Source organism: Sphingomonas populi, assembly GCF_004208535.1.
Classification (GTDB): Bacteria; Pseudomonadota; Alphaproteobacteria; order Sphingomonadales; family Sphingomonadaceae; genus Sphingomonas; species Sphingomonas populi.
In genome coordinates this window covers 1-16,464 of the sequence record NZ_SGIS01000060.1, presented here as the reverse complement: position 1 = coordinate 16,464, position 16,464 = coordinate 1, and the positions used below count along the sequence as shown (strand labels likewise).

The following is a 16,464-nucleotide window of genomic DNA, read 5'->3' as shown; positions in this document are numbered from 1 at the left end:
AGAGCATCCAGAAATTTCCGGTTGTCGGTGCGGGGGCCACGCTTACCCTTCGTCCCGCCCGGCACGAACCCTTTGATCCGTTCCCATTGGTCATCACGAAGCGCATCGCGATCCATCGCTGATCTCCTAAAATCAGCCTTGAATCCGATTTCAGAGCAATTGGGAATCCCTAACCCTTAAATCGTCACCACGCCCTAGGGTCCTTCTTGCACGTCGATCCAGAATTCAGATCGATAGGATCGACAGCTCCTCCGCAGCGCGATCAAGACATTGGCGGAAAGACGTTCGATTTCTTGATCTGGCCGTAAGCGAAGCTGGTATCGATGGAGGCGACGCCTGGAACCTTGTGAAGCTTTTCGCGCACGAAGCGTTCATAGTCCCTCAGACTGCTGACTAGAACGCGCAACAGATAGTCAGCGTCTCCAGTCATCACATAGCAGTCCAGAACCGAATCCATCGCGCGGATCGCGTCCTCGAACGCATTCACGGATTCTTGAGCGTGAACCTGAATGCGCACACGCACGAACGCGGTGACCGGAAGTCCGTAGATTTCCTCATCGACTATCGCCGTGTAGCCCCGAATTACGCCTTCATCTTCAAGCGCGCGCAAGCGCCGCAGGCACGGCGATGGCGATAAATTCACGCGTTCTGACAGATCTTGATTGCTCATGCGCCCGTCGGCCTGCAACGCCGCGATAATGTCCCGATCCTTGCTATCCATGCGGGGTTATTGGCATATTCTGCCAATTTTGCCAACCGTTTCGCTGAAATTAGGCAGGATTCGCCCGGGATGCCCATGGTAGGAAAGTGGAATGCCAACCGCTCCCGCTCGCTCCCTCCATCCGTCCGACCAAATAGACCCGTCGGCTCTGCCGCGCTCGCCCTTCATGATATTCGGATGGTTATCCCTTCTATTGGCCATATTCGTTTGGGCCGGCTTTGCGCTGTCCATGCGGGCGATCGGTAGGTCGCCGCTCGCTACCGCTGACGTCGCGCTGATACGCTTCGCGGTTCCCGCGATCGTGCTCTTACCACTGTTGCCCTCCCGACTTGCCAGGCTGAGGACTGTTCCGTGGCCCGCGGCCACGGCGGTGGCGGCAGGCGCCGGCCTCCCCTTCTTCTTGCTGGCCGCTGCCGGCGGGCGATCGAGTTCGGCCGCGCACGTAAGCGCTCTGATTGCCGGCACGACGCCCTTGGCGGTGGCCCTGCTTGCCGCGCTGTTGTGGAGCGAAGTGCCAGGGCGGCGCCGGCTGTTCAGCCTCCTCGCCATCATTGCCGGCGTAAGCTTTCTCGTCGCCGGGCTCTCCACCGGGCCATCGGAAGTGTACGGGGTAACCCTGTTGCTGGCAGCGAGTGTGCTGTGGGGTGCCTATACGCTCGGGCTACGCCGGGCAGAACTGGATCCGCTCGGATGCATCATGCTAATTACTTATCCCTCGTTACTGGTGCTGCTTCCACTGCGCGCGATTGGGGTGTTTGAAACGCATCTCTCCACTGTCTCGCTGACCGACATACTGCCTTTCGTCGCGGTACAGGGCATCGGGGTTGGTTTGCTTTCGAGCTATGCGTATTCGCTCGCAGTTTCTCGGCTGGGCCCCACGCGCTGCGCGACCGTGGGCGCTCTGGCGCCTGTACTGACGACTGGCCTCGCTGTTCCTTTGCTGGGTGAGGTCCCGAGTTTGCTATCGCTACTTGGCGTGTCCGTCATAACATTTGGCATCTTCGTTTCTAATGCCACTCGCTTTTCGGAGGTACGGCCATGTTCAGCCGCCTGACCTTGGTTCCTAGTGATCCGCTATGGGCACTCACCGCTGCCTTCCAGGCCGATCCGAGACATAGAAAATTGGATCTTGGCCTTGGTGTTTACCGTGATGAGACCGGCGATACCCCGATCTTCGCAGCGGTGAAAGCTGCCGAAGTTCGGATGGCCGCCGTTGGCGCATCCAAATCCTATCGTCCATTGCGCGGCAACGATGCCTTTAATGCGGGCATGACCAAACTCTTATTGGGAACGGAAGCCGCTACGCTAGCGAGATCTGCAACGATTCAGACGGTGGGTGCCACCGGAGCGTTGCGCATGTTAGCCGAACTGATTGCAGTCGCGCGTCCGAGTGCGACAATCTGGTTGTCCGATCCCGGCTACCACAATCATCGCCCATTGATGGCGGCGGCCGGCCTCAGTGTAGCCGAATATCCCTGGCGCGAGCGCAATGGGGCAGCGGACTTTGAGCCGGTCTTACATCGTCTAAAGCAAGCGAAACCCGGCGACGTGCTTCTGATTCAAGGTTGCTGCCACAATCCGACCGGACTCGACCTGACCTTTGACGGGTGGCAGCAGATCGCAGCGCTGTGCGAGCGACGCGGCATCGTCCCGCTGGTCGACATGGCGTATCAGGGCCTTAGTGACGGTTTAGATGCTGACGCCTTCGGCCTTCGCATCTTAGTCGATAGGCTAGACACCGTGCTTATAGCAGCAAGCTGCTCAAAGAATATGGGCCTCTATTGCGAACGGACCGGCGTAGCCTCGGTAATCCTGCCATCGGCCTCGCAAATAGCGTCCGTAATGGGCGTGCTCGAGGCTACGGGTCGGTGCAGTTATTCCATGCCGCCGGACCACGGTGCTTCAGTCGCAGCGGCGCTGCTGGCCAATCCTGAGCAGTGGCATGCCGCACTCCACAAGATGCGGGAGCGGATCGCGCATATGCGATCCGTCCTGACGGCGGCACTTCGTGAACGCGGCATATTGAACGCACTAGGCGCGATAGAACGGCACCGCGGGATGTTCTCTACGCTGCCGCTCAGGCCCGAAGCGATGATGAAACTTCGTCGAGACCATGCAATCTACGGATCATTGGACGGGAGAATCAATGTCGCCGGTCTCCAGACCAGCCAGGTGGAGTGGCTGGCAGACGCGCTTCTCGACGTAATGGGCCACTGCCCTGAAGAGGCTATGGCGCTTTGAATTTGGCCATCGCCCAGATACCCAACTCGGCCTGGCTTCGGAGCGTCTGGCCGTAGCGATGTGCCGCGTCGTCGACACGGCGCCGATACGGATTGGTCTTAATCTCCCAATTACGGCGCAACGACTTTCCCAGCCTTCATTACGAAGGACACCTTTTCCATGGCTTGGATGTCGCGCGTCGGATCCTGATCGACCGCAATGATGTCTGCTGTCTTGCCCGGCGCGATAGAACCGATGTCTTTCTCCATGTGCAACGCAGCCGCCGCGTTGACCGTCGCGGCCATCAGCGCCTCGCTGGGGGTGAGACCTGCATCAACCAGAGCGGAAAATTCGAGGCTCTCCCTATCGGCATAGAGCGGCATCAGATCCGTGCCGTAGACGATGCGTACGCCAATCCTTTTCGCATTGCCAACGCTGGCGCGTGCTTCGCCATAATAGTCGCGCGTGATCCCGAGCCTCTTCAGGATTGGAGCGAAATACCGGACGGTGTCCAGTGTGGGCGTGAAGCTCAGGCCTTTTCGCTGCATCGCCTGGAGAACAGCATCGCTCTGCGGTCCATGTTCTATGGTATCGGCCCCCGCATTCACGGCCAACATCGTCTCGCGATCCACACCTGCAGAATGCACGGCGACAGTCCGACCGAGCTGATGCGCCGTTTCTACGATAGCGTTGACTTCATCCTGAGATTCAATCGTCTGTATTCTTGGATCGAGTGCAGCCGTGTCGGCAAGTCGGATTTTGATGACGTCTGCCCCGCGTTGAACCTCTTCGCGGACAGCCCGGCGGCAGTCTTCGACACCAGTGCAAGCCCCGCGGTTTCCAACGAGCGCAACGGCATCATGCGTCAGGTGAAACATGTCATTCGACAGAGCGCCACCCGGCAACGTGAACTGCGGTTCCGAGACGAGCATTCTTGGCCCGTCTATTTTGCCGCTCGCGATCGCGTCTCGCAGATCGTAGGTCACGCTGGCCGGATCGCCGACGTTCCTGATCGTCGTGAAACCTTGCAACAGGATCTGCCGAACGACCGGGATCGCCTTGAGCACCGTGATCGACTGCCTTTGCAAGAACAGGTTGGTGACCCATTGTGTCGGTGCCGTCTCATCGATCCTCTCCATGCCGGTGACATGGGTGTGCATGTCGATGAGTCCGGGGAGCACGTAACTCTTAGACAGGTCGATGATCTGGTCGCCGGGGATGAAGCCATCCTGGATCGACGTGATCCGCCCATTTTCGATCACGATCGACTGGTTTGTCTTTGCCGGCGACCCCGGCGTCGCAATCAGGGTTCCCGCATGGATAACAACGGTTTGCGCCTCTGCCACGCCGCAACTGGCCATCAGGACCACCCCGATCAGACCCCGGCGAGACAGGCTTTTCCATTTGCAGATCATATCGCGCCTTCGCGTTATTCGGGGTGAGCATTACGCGTCATAGCAAGGCGCAATGGCCTCAGAACGTCTTGGAAAGTACCAAGCCCATGGTGCGCGGCTGAAGCAACGCTGCAGTTGCGTACGGACCGAACACGAAGCCGCCTGTATAGCCCCGCTTGTCGGCGATATTGCGGACGAAGAAGCTTGCTTCGAAGCCGTTCCTGTCAATACCGGCCCGCAGGTCGACTGTCTCATATTTCGGAAGCACGTAGCGCGCAGCGCCCGGCCCGGCGAATTCACCCAGGCGCTTGCCGACATAGCGATAACTGGCGCCCAAAAACGACTTCCATCCGTCGGTCACGTCGAAGCGATACTCCCCGCCGACTTGGCCTGTCCACTTGGCGGAACTGGGAAGTCGATCACCTGCGACAGCCGGACCGACGGTGTTGCGGAAGGTAGCATCGGTGTAGGCGATGTTTGCGTCGAAGGTGAGCCCAGACATGGGAGCGGCCGTGAAGGCTGCCTCCACGCCCTTGCTCTGCGCCTTGCCGGCGTTGCCGATGAAGCTCAAAGGCGTGCCGCCGGGGCCGATCTTGCTCTGCTGGACCTGAATGTCGTTCCAGTCGATCAGGAACGCGTCCAGATCGAAGGTCAACAGACGGTCGAACAGCGTACCTTTGGTTCCGACCTCATAGCTTACAACCGTATCGGGGTTGTAGCTCGCTGGATCGTTGGTGGTGGTGTTCGGACCGCCAGGACGGTAGCCCGATGCGACCCGGCCATAGACGAGGATGTTCGGCGTGATCTTATAGCTCGGATTGACCGAGAAGGTGAGCTTGTGATCGGACGAGCTGCCACTGCTCGCGGAGTTGCCCAGAAGGAGGCCACTCAGGGTCTGGCTGTTACTCTGACGAATGTCGCTATACCGCAAGCCGCCGGACAGGCTGAGCTTGGACGTGAAGTTCAAGGTTACGTTTCCGAAGCCGGCGATCTCGCGGTAGGTGGCGTTTACCTCACCGTTACCGAGCGGCGGCAAACCCACGCTCGCTGCTGATTCACCTGTCTGCCGGTACAACGGATTGACGAGTGCAAGAGAATTCGCTTTCTCACGCGTGTAGAAGCCGCCGATCTGCCAGCCGAAAAAGCCCTTGGTGGTCGATTGCAAGCGCACTTCCTGCGTCAGCTTTTTCGTCCTGAAAGGCTGAAAGACGGAAGCGCCGAGCGTCCCACTCGGCTGACCACTGATGGAGTCGAGCACGCCACCGATAATGCGGGTATAATCGACGTACGTCCCGCTTTTCTGGATGCCGTAGCTGGTATCGGAAATGACGTCGAACCCGTTCAGTTGGGCGTTGATCGAGAGGTCATAGAGCGTGAACCGTTGAGTCAGCGCCGACGCGCCGCGAGGGCGAGACACCTGCAAATCGCCGTAAAGCGGGCGACCGCTCAGATCCGTATCGATCGTGGTGACGCTGTCGGCGTTGATCGCCTGATACATGGCCGATCCCACGATCGTGACGTTTGTAACCGGGCGCACTGCGAGGGCCACCCGGCCGCCGCGGGTACGCGTCTCGTTCTCGTTCGATTTGCCGGTCAGAACATTGTCGATGAAGCCTGGGTCGATCCGATAAAAGCCGCTCGCCGACACCGCGACATTCTCCCCGAGCGGCGCGTTGATGCGGCCGCGCGCACCCCCACCGAGCCCGCCATGATCGACACCCGTGAAGCCTAGTTCGGCGCGACCGGATAGCGTATCGAAGTCGGGCTTGCGCGTGACGAACTTGAGAAGACCGCCAAGACTTGCCGCGCCGTACAACGTGCCTTGCGGGCCGCGCAGGAACTCGATCCTCTCGAGATCGGCAGGATCGAAATCCGGGAAGCTTCCGCCAGCACCCAATTGGGTGGCGGACGTAATCGGGGCGTCGTCCACGTAGACCGCAGCGACGGGGTTCCCGCCAACCCCGGTCGATATGCCGCGGAAGATGATCTGCGTTTGAACGCCGGCGCCCGTGTTGTTCGATATCGTCACGCCAGGGACGCTTGCAGCATAGTCCTCCAACCGCACGGCCCCGGCGCGCGTCAACGTGCTCGCTCGAACCGCGCTTACCGCCTGTGGGATGTCGATCAGGCGTTCGCTGCGCTTCGTCGCGGTGACCACGATATCTCGTGTCCAGGCGGGATCGGGCGAACGCGTTGCCGTCTGCGCAGGGTCACCGGCGCTCGTCGTTGGGCTTTCGGCCAGCGTGATGGTCGCGCCCGCGTCAGCGACGATCCGCAGGCGGGTACCAACCAAGAGCTGATGCAGCGCAGTCCGCACATCATAATTTCCGTGCAGCGCAGGGGTGGTCACACCGCGCAAAATCTTGCCCGGAGCGGTGATCTGTACGTGCGCTTGCCTGGCGAAAATAGGGATCGAGGTCGTGGCCGGCTGCTCAGCGATGTCGAACCGCTGGTATTGCGCCTGTGCGGCGGCAGATGCCGTGAATGCCACCACGGCGGCGCTCGCATACGCCATGTGGCGCGACCTCGTCGAGAACATAGAATTTCCCCTTTTGGCGTGCGCATGTTTGCGCATTAGGGTTATGTTGCTCGGCGCTGGCGTAAACCGCCAAACCCGGAGAACAATATTTTCTAAGGCTCGATGCGCACGGCATTGGGATAGTTCTGGACCCGCATGCCGAGGCTCAGCGCGGCCGATTGGGCAAAGCCACGCGGATCCCTTGCATCGAAGAGTCCGGTGATCGTTTGCTGACCGACAGACGGGTCGGACACCTCGATCGATACGCTACTGTAGCGTGCGAACTCCCGGGCAGCGTCGAAGAGGGTCTCGTCCTCGAATGCGAGCAGTCCATTGCGCCATTCCAATTCGTGGTCGACCTTGTCCTGAGACAAGGGCGTCACGATATTCCCCGTACCCAGATCGGCGATTACGCGCTGGTTCGCCGTCAAATGAATGGCTTTCGAGCTTTGGGTCGTGCCATCGGAAAGGCTTACATCTCCTGACTGCACCAGCACCTGGAGCGGCATGTCCTGGGTTTTTCTGACAGCGAAACTGCCCCCTGTGCTGCCGGCTACGCTCGTGCCGGTATCCACCAACACGCTGGCCCCGCGGCCGCTAACAACCTCGAAGAGCGCCTCACCGTGCTCCAGCGCGACGTGATGCGACCGACCCTGTGTTTTCACGAGCACACGACTGTCGGTGTTGAGCGTCATCCGCGCGGCTTCGCCCAACTGGATGACGCGCGTCTCTCCAAGGGCGGTGGCGTATGCCTGAGTGGAGGCGATAGTGGTTACACCAAACGCGGCGATTCCAATCACCGCCATTGCTGCAGCCGATCCACCCAGGGCGATGAAGCGGCGTCGGGTCGGCGGCGCAATCCGGGCGTGAGTGTCCGGTACGCTGACTTCGACAGGTGAAAGGTCGTTGGTCGTGGAATATCGATCGGTGTCGAACGTACTGACGGCTGCTGCTTTTCGCGAGTGGATCAAACCTGCCTGTGCGCGGGCGAACGCCCCGCGGTGCCGGATATCTCTCTGCAGCCAAGCCTCGGCTTCGATTCGGTCGGCGCTGGACAGCGATCCAGCATCGAAGCTTACGGCCAGCTCGGCGGCTCGACGACTGATGTCGCCGCTTGCCTCACGCTCGTTCATCATTGCTTGCTTTACAAGTTTGGGACTGGAGCGGTGTTGCGTGAGCGGGTGCGTTTCCGTCTCGGCCAAGCAACATCATGAACTGCTCTAACGCGCGTGCGTGACGCTTTTGCACGGCGTTTTCGCTCAGCCCCAATCGATGGGCAATGTCCGCATAGGGAAGCCCATCGACGGCACGAAGCAGGAACACCGATCTCGCAGGTTCATCGAGGCTTGCTATTGCTTGAGCAAGGAGGTGCAGTTGCTGGCGATCTGAGGCTTGCGTTTCCGGGCTCGGGTCATCTGCGGCGAAGTGGGTCTCCGCCATTTCTTCCAGAGATCGAATAGCGACGATGCGCGCCCGGCGAAGGTGCATCAGGACGATATTCCGGGCGAGACCTATCATATACGATCGCGGATTCCGGATATCGCCAAGCGACGGCATTTCGATCAGACGGCCATAGACCTCCTGCACAACGTCCTCCTCGTCGATACCAGGAGGGAGAAGCTGACGCGCCAAAAAGCGGCGCATCGTGGGTTCATGTGGGAGTATGTTTCTGGCGATCCACGCGTTTCTGAAGTGCAAATCCGGGCTCATCGGGCGTCGACGAGAAAGCGGAAGCTCAGATGATCAGCGAAGCTAGTACGCAGGGTGCCCGAGCCCGGATCGGCGAGCCGAACAATCTCATCACCCGCGTTCCGATTCCTCGGTCGTCCCGGGGAACCTTGGAAGGCTGATCCTATCGTAGACTCCATTTCTGCGTACCGCCTTGCTGGGTACGTCATATTGCTTAGAATCTGGAAGGCGTAAATGGGTATGCGATCCTGTCGGTACAGACCAAATCAGGCGGAGCAGCGCGTGGCCTGGCTGTCGCTCGAGCACCCCAAATAAGGAAACGGGCGCGGCGACCGGCGTGCGCGTCTGTTCAGTGGCGATCATATGCTTGCTTGCTCGCGCGCATATGCCTGGGTTCCGCGTGTGTAGACTTTATCCGTCGGTAAGATCGTGTCGATCTCGATATCCGGCGCGCCAGCAAGCTCAGCGTAGACCGGACCGAAATCGGTCTCGAGAGTTTGCTTTAGCAAATCCTCGAAGCTGTCGATCACGAAATAGTTCTGCTGATAGTCGTCGATCCGGTACTTGGTCCGCATCAGCCGCCGGAGATCGAACCCGAGCCGGTTCGGCGACGGATCGTCAAGTGAGAACAGCGATTCGCCATAAGACGACACAATACCCGCGCCGTAGATCTTCAGGCCATCCGACGCGTCGCGTACCAGACCAAACTCGACGGTATACCAATAGAGCCGCGAAAGCCGCTCGATGACACCGGCACTCGCCGCGCGCTGCCCGCCGACGCCATACGCCTGCATATAATCGGCAAAGACCGGGTTCGCGAGGAGCGGTACATGACCGAAGACATCGTGGAAGATGTCCGGCTCCTGGAGATAGTCCAGTTGCTCTGGCGTGCGAATGAAATTGCCCGAAACGAAGCGGCGGTTTGCCAGATGATCGAAGAAGACATCATCTGGTATCAGGCCCGGCACTGCGACCACCTGCCAGCCCGTCGCCTTCATCAGCCGCTCGGACAGTTCCTCAAAGTCTGGAATACCGGGCTTGGACAAGCGCAGCACGTCGAGGCCGTCCAGGAATTCCGGCGCGACGCGTCCAGGCAACATTTTCGCCTGCCGTTCGAAAAGCTGATCCCACATTGCATGCTCGGCCGCGGTGTAGCGATCCCACCCCTGCGGAATTGTCCAGTCCTCAGCGGTGCCCGCAGGTCGATCGATCTGTGTGTTTGCCATGCGCGCATTCTTGCACCCAGACGTTGAATTTGCTTTTCAAATGATAGAAAAATACACGGAATCCTGATCAAATGACCCGTGCAATGGTGCAAATATGAAAAAATCATACAATCTGGATGATATCGATCGGCGCATTCTCTCCGCTCTGCAGGCGGATGCCGGGATCGGTAACGGCGATCTCGCCGAGCGCGTCGGGAGCTCGACGGCGTCGGTGTGGCGGCGGATCAAGGCCATGGAAGCAGGCGGCCTGCTCAAGCAATCGGTCAGGCTGCTTGATCAGCAAGCTCTTGGCTTCGGTGTCAACGTGCTCTGCAACATCCGTGTACGCAGCCATGCCCGCGACGTCCGCGATGCGTTCGAGACCTTCGTCGAAGGCCGTCCTGAGATTTTGGAATGCTTCTCGATGTCCGGCGACTGGGATTATCTGCTTCGCATCGTGGCAGCGGACGTAACCGGCTATGAACGCTTCCTGATGAACACCCTCTTAGAACACCCGTCAGTTGGAGGGGCGTCTTCGCATTTTGCGCTTTCCTTGACCAAATACACCACAGCCCTACCTCTGCCAGACCGAGTTTGAACAGCCTTGGAAGATCCCGGGCGGTTTTCCACGCCCCCCCGGCGTCCAAAGGACAGCAGCAGACAACGCGGTAGCTGCAGCGCTGGCGCGCCGCTGAGGAAGCCAGCGCAACCTTCTTCGTCATCAAGTAGATGTAGGACGCGCAAGGAACGGCGGCTTCATCCAAAACCCGTCATGAGTAGCCTACCGCTCGTGGTCATTTGACGGCGTCAGGGTGCAAGACGGACATCCGCCATAGCAAGCTCGCCGTTCAACTCGGCATCGCCGGCAAATCGACCCACCAAGATCGGATAGCGGCCAGCCGCGACATGCCAGCCCCGCGCCGCGACATCATAATCGGCGAGCAGACGTGGATCGACGGTGACGCTAACCCGCTTCGCCTCTCCGGGAGCAAGCATGACCCGATGGAAGCCAACCAAACGAAGACTTCCCCCGTCTCTACGACCGGCCTGCGCATAGACCTGCGGCGAATCCGCCCCGGCGATCGTGCCGATGTTCTTCACCTCGAAACTAATGGACGGATGCGATCCGGCCGTGACACGCAATGCCGCATACCGAAAGCGAGTGTAGGACAGGCCGTAGCCGAAGGGGAACAAGGGTCGAACGCCACGCTTCAGATAGCCGCGATAGCCGACATCGGCGCCCTCGCGGTACTCGATCACTGTCGCTGGAGGACTGGATTTCATGCCGTCGGCGCCGCCAGCGTTGTTCGCAGCCTCTGCCGCCTTCATCGCAGTGAGGCCGGGGATCACCGGGCGCGGCGCCTGTGCTTCGCTAGCCGGAAAGGTCATCGGCAGGCGACCCGACGGATTGACGGTACCAAACAGGACGTTCGCAATTGCCTCGCCGCCTTTCTGTCCGGGATACCAAGCTTCGATGACCGCCGGCACTTTGTCGAGCCATGGCATCAGCACGGGGCCGCCCGTTTGCAGTACCACAGCCGTGCGCGGGTTTGCCGCAGCGACTGCGGCAATCATAACATCCTGTTGGTCTGGCAGCGAAAGCGTCTCGATGTCCTGTTTCTCGGTCCGCCATTGCCAGCCGAAGACGATCGCGACGTCGGAGCGCTGGGCTGCCGCCACGGTGGCGGCGACGTCGCGTCCGTCAACAAACGTCACTTTCGCACCCGGTGCCAGCGCCTGGATCGCCGCGAGCGGTGACGACGCATGCCAAGTCATCCGCGAAATCGAGGCGGCGGAACCTTCCGTCAGCGGGATCTCGACCGGGACGCCACCCACCGACCGCACCTGACTCGCGCCGCCGCCCGACAGAACGCCGCGGTCGGCATGGGCGCCGATCACTAGAATGGACTTGGCGGTGCGCGCCAGGGGCAGCATGTCACCCTCGTTCTTGAGCAACACCATGCCCTTCTCCGCCGCCTCCTGCGCGACCTTGGCGTGCTCCGCATAATCGATGGACTGCGCCGCAGCCGGGACCGGATGGTCGATCAAACCAGTGACGGAGACACCCCAAAGAATACGCCGATTCATATCGGCGAGGCGGCTTTGCTGGATGCTGCCGTCGGCGAGCGCCGCTGCCAGCGGCGCACCGAAATATATCACCTTGTCCAGTTCGCGACCGGACTCCTGATCGAGTCCGGCGTTAATCGCCTTTACCGTGGAATGCACGGCGCCCCAGTCACTCATGACCCAGCCCTTGTAGCCCCAGTCACGCTTGAGAACCTGATTGAGTAGAAAGTCGTTTTCGCATGCCCAATCGGTGTTTACCTTGTTGTAAGAGCACATGACCGACCCCGGTTGCCCCAACTCGATTGCCAGCTGAAACGCGAGCAGGTCGCTTTCGCGGAGTGCCGCCTCGCCGATCCGCGCATCGGATGTGGTTCGCAGCGTTTCCTGCGGGTTGAGGACATAGTGTTTGACTGTCGAGACGATCGCATTCGACTGCACGCCGCGGATCGACGCGCCCCCCATGATGCCTGTCAGTAGAGGATCCTCGCCAAAATACTCGAAGGCACGTCCGCCCCAAGGGTCGCGGGTGAGGTTGACACCCCCCGCCAGCAGTACGTTGAACGTCTTTGCGCGTGCTTCCGCGCCGATCATCGCGCCGCTGCGATAGGCGAGGTCCGGGTCGAAGCTTGCAGCAAGCGAAAGTGTCGCAGGCAGTGCGGTCGCAACGTCGCCTTTGCGCTGTTCCAACTGGTTGGCAACGCCGAGCGAGGCATCGCTTTCGCGCAAGTTGGGGATGCCGAGCCGCGGCACGCCCGGGACATAGCCGGCCGACGGAATCATATCCGCCGGGCGATCCTTGCTTCTCCGCGGGAGATAGCCTTGGATATAAACTAGTTTCTCGGCATCCGTCATCTGCGCGACCAATGCAGTGGCACGCTGTTCTGATGCATCGCTGGCGTCTTGATCTGCCTTCCTTTGGTCGGATGTTACGGTGCGGGCATCGACAGGGATCGATATGCAGCCAAACAAAAGGATCGCCGACTTAAAAAGGTGTTTCGTAGCAGGCATACGCCCTCCTAAATCTCGTATTGAAAGCTGCAGTTTGGCATCGTTACATCGCTGTTGCTCGAACTACCTGCAGGTTGCCATCGGCTTGCCGGTGGTGCCAAAAGAGAGCGATGACATTGGGAGCAACTGCTGACCAATCGACCAAATCCTTCACGCACTATCCACGACCACTGGTAACGGCGGAGAATACCCGACAATAGTTCTCACCAGTTATCTTCTCGATTTCTTGCGCCGTAAATCGCTGGATGAGCATCTCCCCAACCACAGCATAAAGAAAGCCAGAATCTTGATCCGGCCACATGTGATTGGTGCTAAAGTTCCCGTTAGGATTCCGCGCGCTCACAACGCGATCTGGTGAGATCGGGCTATCGGAACCCATTCCGACATGATCGACCCCGACAACATCGACCATCTCGCGGATTCCAACCACATAATCTTTCATTGTTGGGAAAAGGTGCCAGACCCCGATAATGCCACCTGTATCTGCGATGGCCTTCGCATGGTCGCGGCTCACCAGTCGGACCTTCAGCGAGGGGGGGAATCGTAGCCAAGGCTTTCTGACTTGCCAACGCCGTATGCGAGACGACCAGCGGTTGCCGCGTGACCCGCGTGGCGGCAATAACCGTCTTCTCGGTTCCATGAGCGAGATCAACCACGATGCCAAGACGATTGCATTCCCTGACGACCTGGACTCCGAACGAGGTCAGTCCGCCGAGAATTGGCGAGCCATCAAGCTGGGCATCGCCCAGCGGCGCGACCAAATCGGGTGCACGATGAAGCAACTGTGCGTGACGCAAGCCTCGTCCATATGCCTCACCGATTCGCTCCAGCTTCCCTTCAATCCACTGACAGCCTTCGGAACCTTGAATGACCGTAGGTTGGTTGCGGGACTTGGATCGAACAAGGTCTGTAGTGTTGAGCGCACGACGCATATTTTGCTTCGCTAAAACTCGGTCAAGATAGTCCAGCGACTGTATATGCCATTGGTAATAGGCATTGGGCGGCGGCGGACTGCCGACACCACCACCGCTACCGCTTACATCGTCAACGCAATAATTGTAGATAACGGCGGACAAACCGGATTCCTGAATGCTGGCTGCCAGCTCGTTTTCCGGATCTGGCTTCCTGTGCTCAGGATCCTTGGAAAATTCGTAAAAATAGTGGTTGTGAAGATCAATTCCGAGCGCTTTGCGAGCGATCTTGTCGATCTTTGGATCGTTCGGCGCGGCTGCTAGCCTAGAGGCGCGCGAGCCGCTACTGACTAACGCAGCCCCAATCGCCCCCTTCAGCAGCATCCGCCGTGAGTGCATCCATGACGCGTCCGGATCGGCTGGCAGCATCGTTTTTTCATCCACTGCATGTGGCATGTGCCGTTCTCCTTGATCGTGTGCTTTCAATCGGCATCCTACGGATGCGGGTCGGCCTCAGGACTCACCTGTCTCCGCGCTTCGAAAGCCGAAAGGCGCGTGCCGCGTAGGAAATGACCCTACCGTCGCCATCGATAGTCACACACCGGCTGCACGCGCCGCTCGCAGGGCCTCCGTTTTCAGCAGACAATAAAGAACGTCGGCGTCCCGCGCATCGATAACTCAGAATTTGACATGAGCGCCCAGATACAAGGTTCGTCCAATGATATCATAGGCACCGGCGTTGGTTTGCCCTGCCACCCCGCCGATCGCCGGGGGGCTCACGTCCGTGAAATTGGTCACGCCCCCCCGGAACTCGAGATTCTCGTTGATACGATAGCGGCCGACCAGATCAAACGAGTTATAGCTCGGGACACCTGGCGCAACGCTCGCGGGCGATGTCACAGCAGTGGTGTCGTTCATCCGATCGATCCATCTCCATCGAATGCCGATCTCACCAGCGCTGCGCCGATACGTAAACGACGTCAGCGCCCGCCATTGCGGATTGAAGCCACCGACTCCCGACTGCGCGGTGCCGATTGTTCCAGCGAAGTCTTGGAACGCCTGACCGGGCAGGGTCTGAACGCGGAAGTCGTTTTGATAACTCACCACGGTCGTGAACGTCAGGCTGCCCGCTTTCCCGCCCAGCCCTAATTCAGCCAGTTCCCAGCGCAAATCGACTTGCGTATCGATCCCGCTGGTTCGGTATCCACCAAGGTTCAAATACGGAGTATTGATGTTGTTCAAGCTGTAGACCGAGGCATCGCGCTGTATCAGAGAACAATAATAGCTCTTCGGATCGTAGGTCGGATTTGATCCATCCAAGTTATAGCATTTGCCGACGACAGCGGCACCCGGCAGCGGCGAGATGGCTCCGTTGATTTTGATATTGTAGTAATCCACCGACAGAGACAGGTGCGACAGAAGCGGAGTGCCGAAGCGAGGCGCAATGACCATGCCTGCCGTGAACGTGTCGGCTATCTCTGGCCGGAGGTTCGCATTACCAGATACCGTCGCCTGGACCGATACCGCCGTTACGGCATACGTGTCGATAACGGACGCAGGGATGCCTTGCGCGATGCACAAAGCGCGAAGCTGGCTTGTGCGGCCCCTGTAACGAACGTCGCACGGATCGCCGGCCGACGGCGCGCTGCCGAGAGTCACAATCGAACCAGCCGGTGCGCTGTAGAGCTCGCCAATGTTCGGCGCACGAATCGCATGCTCGTATCCACCGCGGAAGAGCAATCCTGGCACCGGCGTGTAGTCGGCTTCCGCCTTGTAGGTCGAGACCCCGCCACTGACATTGTAGTCCGAATAGCGGTAACCGAGGCTGAGGTTGAGCGATTTGGCGAAGGGCAGGTCTTTCAGGATTGGAACCAGCAGCTCACCCGCAATTTCTTTAACGTTCGTTGACCCGAAAGTGGAGCGAGATGCGGGAGTCGCCGACAAGTCGGTGTTGGGGGTGCCGGGCAGAGGCAACAAAAGTGGGTCGGCATTGTATGAGAGGCTGTTGCGCCGGTAGCTACCTGTCAACGAGAAGCGGATATCATCCGCGGGAAGTCTAAAAAGCTTGCCGGAGATTGTGCCTTCCACGACGTCTTGCTTAACAGACAGACGGTTATGAACGGCCGTCGTTATATAGCTCAAACAGGCCGGGGAGATTGAGGCGCTTCCGGCAATACTAAATGGATTGTAGCCGCCCGCGCAGATGGATTTACCGCCGTCCGCCGCGCGGAGCAGCGTATTGAGACGGGAAAGCCGCAGCGCACTCGTCAGCGTCTCATTGTTGATAGTCTGGTCATGCGATGCGTAAACATCGAAGTTGATCGCGTCGGTAAGCTTGCCCTTGGCACCGATAAGCGCCTGATACGTATAGAGCGGTTCGTCGTAGTAGCGTTTCGGAATTTCCTCGAAACGCTTCGACAACGAGAAGTTTGCCGTTGGATTGGCTCGCGACGCGAGCAGCGCTTGCAGATCCGCTGGAATGAATGGGTTTGTCGCAGGAATACTCAGTGCCGGCACGGCGGTAGGATAGTTTTGCGCCGCACGGGTCCGATTGTAGGTGTACAGGCCTTGTGCATATAGGGTTAGTGCCGATGAAATATCGAACGTTATACCAAGTCTCGATGATCGTGACTCGCAAGGGCTTGCCAGCGGCGGTAAGCTTTGATTCAAGATGGCAAACGGACTGGAGTTTGCCATGCCTATCGCACTTCGCACCGACTTCGACGCTTCT

13 protein-coding genes and 1 pseudogene are annotated in these 16,464 nt (G+C 59.3%); 3 read left to right on the top strand and 11 right to left on the bottom strand.

The window, feature by feature from the left end:
- A pseudogene (locus EWE75_RS22220) lies at positions 1–116 on the bottom strand (IS5/IS1182 family transposase); the annotation flags it as partial.
- A 146-nt stretch (positions 117–262) separates the two neighbouring features.
- Positions 263–721 carry an Lrp/AsnC family transcriptional regulator gene (locus EWE75_RS22215; protein ID WP_130160266.1) on the bottom strand — a complete coding sequence of 153 codons (459 nt, stop codon included), beginning with the start codon at positions 719–721 and terminating at the stop codon, positions 263–265.
- A gap of 91 nt (positions 722–812) precedes the next feature.
- Here EWE75_RS22215 and EWE75_RS22210 point away from each other — a divergent pair, with 91 nt between their 5' ends.
- Both EWE75_RS22210 and EWE75_RS22205 read left to right on the top strand, forming a co-directional pair.
- Positions 813–1,775 carry a DMT family transporter gene (locus tag EWE75_RS22210; RefSeq protein WP_130160265.1) on the top strand — a complete coding sequence of 321 codons (963 nt, stop codon included), beginning with the start codon at positions 813–815 and terminating at the stop codon, positions 1,773–1,775.
- A complete protein-coding gene (locus EWE75_RS22205) occupies positions 1,760–2,962 on the top strand; it encodes an aromatic amino acid transaminase (RefSeq protein ID WP_130160264.1) in 1,203 nt (400 codons plus the stop codon). Before EWE75_RS22210 ends, EWE75_RS22205 begins: the two co-directional genes overlap by 16 nt.
- A 110-nt stretch (positions 2,963–3,072) precedes the next feature.
- Here the strand turns inward: EWE75_RS22205 and EWE75_RS22200 are convergent, their stop codons facing one another.
- From EWE75_RS22200 to phhA, 5 genes are all read right to left on the bottom strand, one after another.
- The gene (locus EWE75_RS22200; protein ID WP_130160263.1) at positions 3,073–4,356 is read right to left on the bottom strand and encodes a metal-dependent hydrolase family protein; all 1,284 of its coding nucleotides are present in this window, start codon (positions 4,354–4,356) and stop codon (positions 3,073–3,075) included.
- A gap of 58 nt (positions 4,357–4,414) precedes the next feature.
- A complete protein-coding gene (locus EWE75_RS22195) occupies positions 4,415–6,850 on the bottom strand; it encodes a TonB-dependent receptor (protein WP_165388492.1) in 2,436 nt (811 codons plus the stop codon).
- A gap of 116 nt (positions 6,851–6,966) precedes the next feature.
- The gene (locus tag EWE75_RS22190; RefSeq protein WP_165388491.1) at positions 6,967–7,986 is read right to left on the bottom strand and encodes a FecR family protein; all 1,020 of its coding nucleotides are present in this window, start codon (positions 7,984–7,986) and stop codon (positions 6,967–6,969) included.
- On the bottom strand, positions 7,973–8,497 hold the full coding sequence (locus EWE75_RS22185) for an RNA polymerase sigma factor (RefSeq protein WP_165388490.1): 525 nt from the start codon (positions 8,495–8,497) through the stop codon (positions 7,973–7,975). Before EWE75_RS22185 ends, EWE75_RS22190 begins: the two co-directional genes overlap by 14 nt.
- A 404-nt stretch (positions 8,498–8,901) precedes the next feature.
- Complete coding sequence (gene phhA, locus EWE75_RS22180) at positions 8,902–9,768, bottom strand: phenylalanine 4-monooxygenase (RefSeq protein WP_130160259.1); 867 nt, start codon at positions 9,766–9,768, stop codon at positions 8,902–8,904.
- Positions 9,769–9,862: 94 nt separating this feature from the next.
- Here phhA and EWE75_RS22175 point away from each other — a divergent pair, with 94 nt between their 5' ends.
- Positions 9,863–10,345, top strand: coding sequence for an Lrp/AsnC family transcriptional regulator (locus EWE75_RS22175; RefSeq protein ID WP_130160258.1), 483 nt, complete (start codon positions 9,863–9,865; stop codon positions 10,343–10,345).
- Between the two features lie 209 nt (positions 10,346–10,554).
- Here the strand turns inward: EWE75_RS22175 and EWE75_RS22170 are convergent, their stop codons facing one another.
- The 4 genes from EWE75_RS22170 to EWE75_RS22155 all read right to left on the bottom strand — a co-directional run.
- Positions 10,555–12,822 carry a beta-glucosidase gene (locus tag EWE75_RS22170; protein WP_130160257.1) on the bottom strand — a complete coding sequence of 756 codons (2,268 nt, stop codon included), beginning with the start codon at positions 12,820–12,822 and terminating at the stop codon, positions 10,555–10,557.
- A 157-nt stretch (positions 12,823–12,979) separates the two neighbouring features.
- Complete coding sequence (locus tag EWE75_RS26360; RefSeq protein WP_427915811.1) at positions 12,980–13,291, bottom strand: membrane dipeptidase; 312 nt, start codon at positions 13,289–13,291, stop codon at positions 12,980–12,982.
- The gene (locus EWE75_RS22160; protein ID WP_130160256.1) at positions 13,188–14,189 is read right to left on the bottom strand and encodes a membrane dipeptidase; all 1,002 of its coding nucleotides are present in this window, start codon (positions 14,187–14,189) and stop codon (positions 13,188–13,190) included. The genes EWE75_RS26360 and EWE75_RS22160 overlap by 104 nt, the downstream gene beginning before the upstream one ends.
- 222 nt (positions 14,190–14,411) lie before the next feature.
- Positions 14,412–16,464: TonB-dependent receptor (locus tag EWE75_RS22155; RefSeq protein ID WP_206364846.1), on the bottom strand; the 2,053-nt coding region annotated here is incomplete at its 5' end.

What these genes read in the sequence shown, in the direction of transcription:
- EWE75_RS22210 (WP_130160265.1), top strand. Translation starts at nt 813, where the DNA reads ATGCCAACCGCTCCCGCTCGCTCCCTCCATCCGTCCGACCAAATAGAC.
- EWE75_RS22185 (WP_165388490.1), bottom strand. Translation starts at nt 8,497, where the DNA reads ATGCGCCGCTTTTTGGCGCGTCAGCTTCTCCCTCCTGGTATCGACGAG.
- EWE75_RS22175 (WP_130160258.1), top strand. Translation starts at nt 9,863, where the DNA reads ATGAAAAAATCATACAATCTGGATGATATCGATCGGCGCATTCTCTCC.
- EWE75_RS22160 (WP_130160256.1), bottom strand. Translation starts at nt 14,189, where the DNA reads ATGCCACATGCAGTGGATGAAAAAACGATGCTGCCAGCCGATCCGGAC.
- EWE75_RS22195 (WP_165388492.1), bottom strand. Translation starts at nt 6,850, where the DNA reads ATGGCGTATGCGAGCGCCGCCGTGGTGGCATTCACGGCATCTGCCGCC.
- EWE75_RS22205 (WP_130160264.1), top strand. Translation starts at nt 1,760, where the DNA reads ATGTTCAGCCGCCTGACCTTGGTTCCTAGTGATCCGCTATGGGCACTC.
- EWE75_RS22200 (WP_130160263.1), bottom strand. Translation starts at nt 4,356, where the DNA reads ATGATCTGCAAATGGAAAAGCCTGTCTCGCCGGGGTCTGATCGGGGTG.
- EWE75_RS22215 (WP_130160266.1), bottom strand. Translation starts at nt 721, where the DNA reads ATGGATAGCAAGGATCGGGACATTATCGCGGCGTTGCAGGCCGACGGG.
- EWE75_RS22170 (WP_130160257.1), bottom strand. Translation starts at nt 12,822, where the DNA reads ATGCCTGCTACGAAACACCTTTTTAAGTCGGCGATCCTTTTGTTTGGC.
- EWE75_RS22190 (WP_165388491.1), bottom strand. Translation starts at nt 7,986, where the DNA reads ATGAACGAGCGTGAGGCAAGCGGCGACATCAGTCGTCGAGCCGCCGAG.
- phhA (WP_130160259.1), bottom strand. Translation starts at nt 9,768, where the DNA reads ATGGCAAACACACAGATCGATCGACCTGCGGGCACCGCTGAGGACTGG.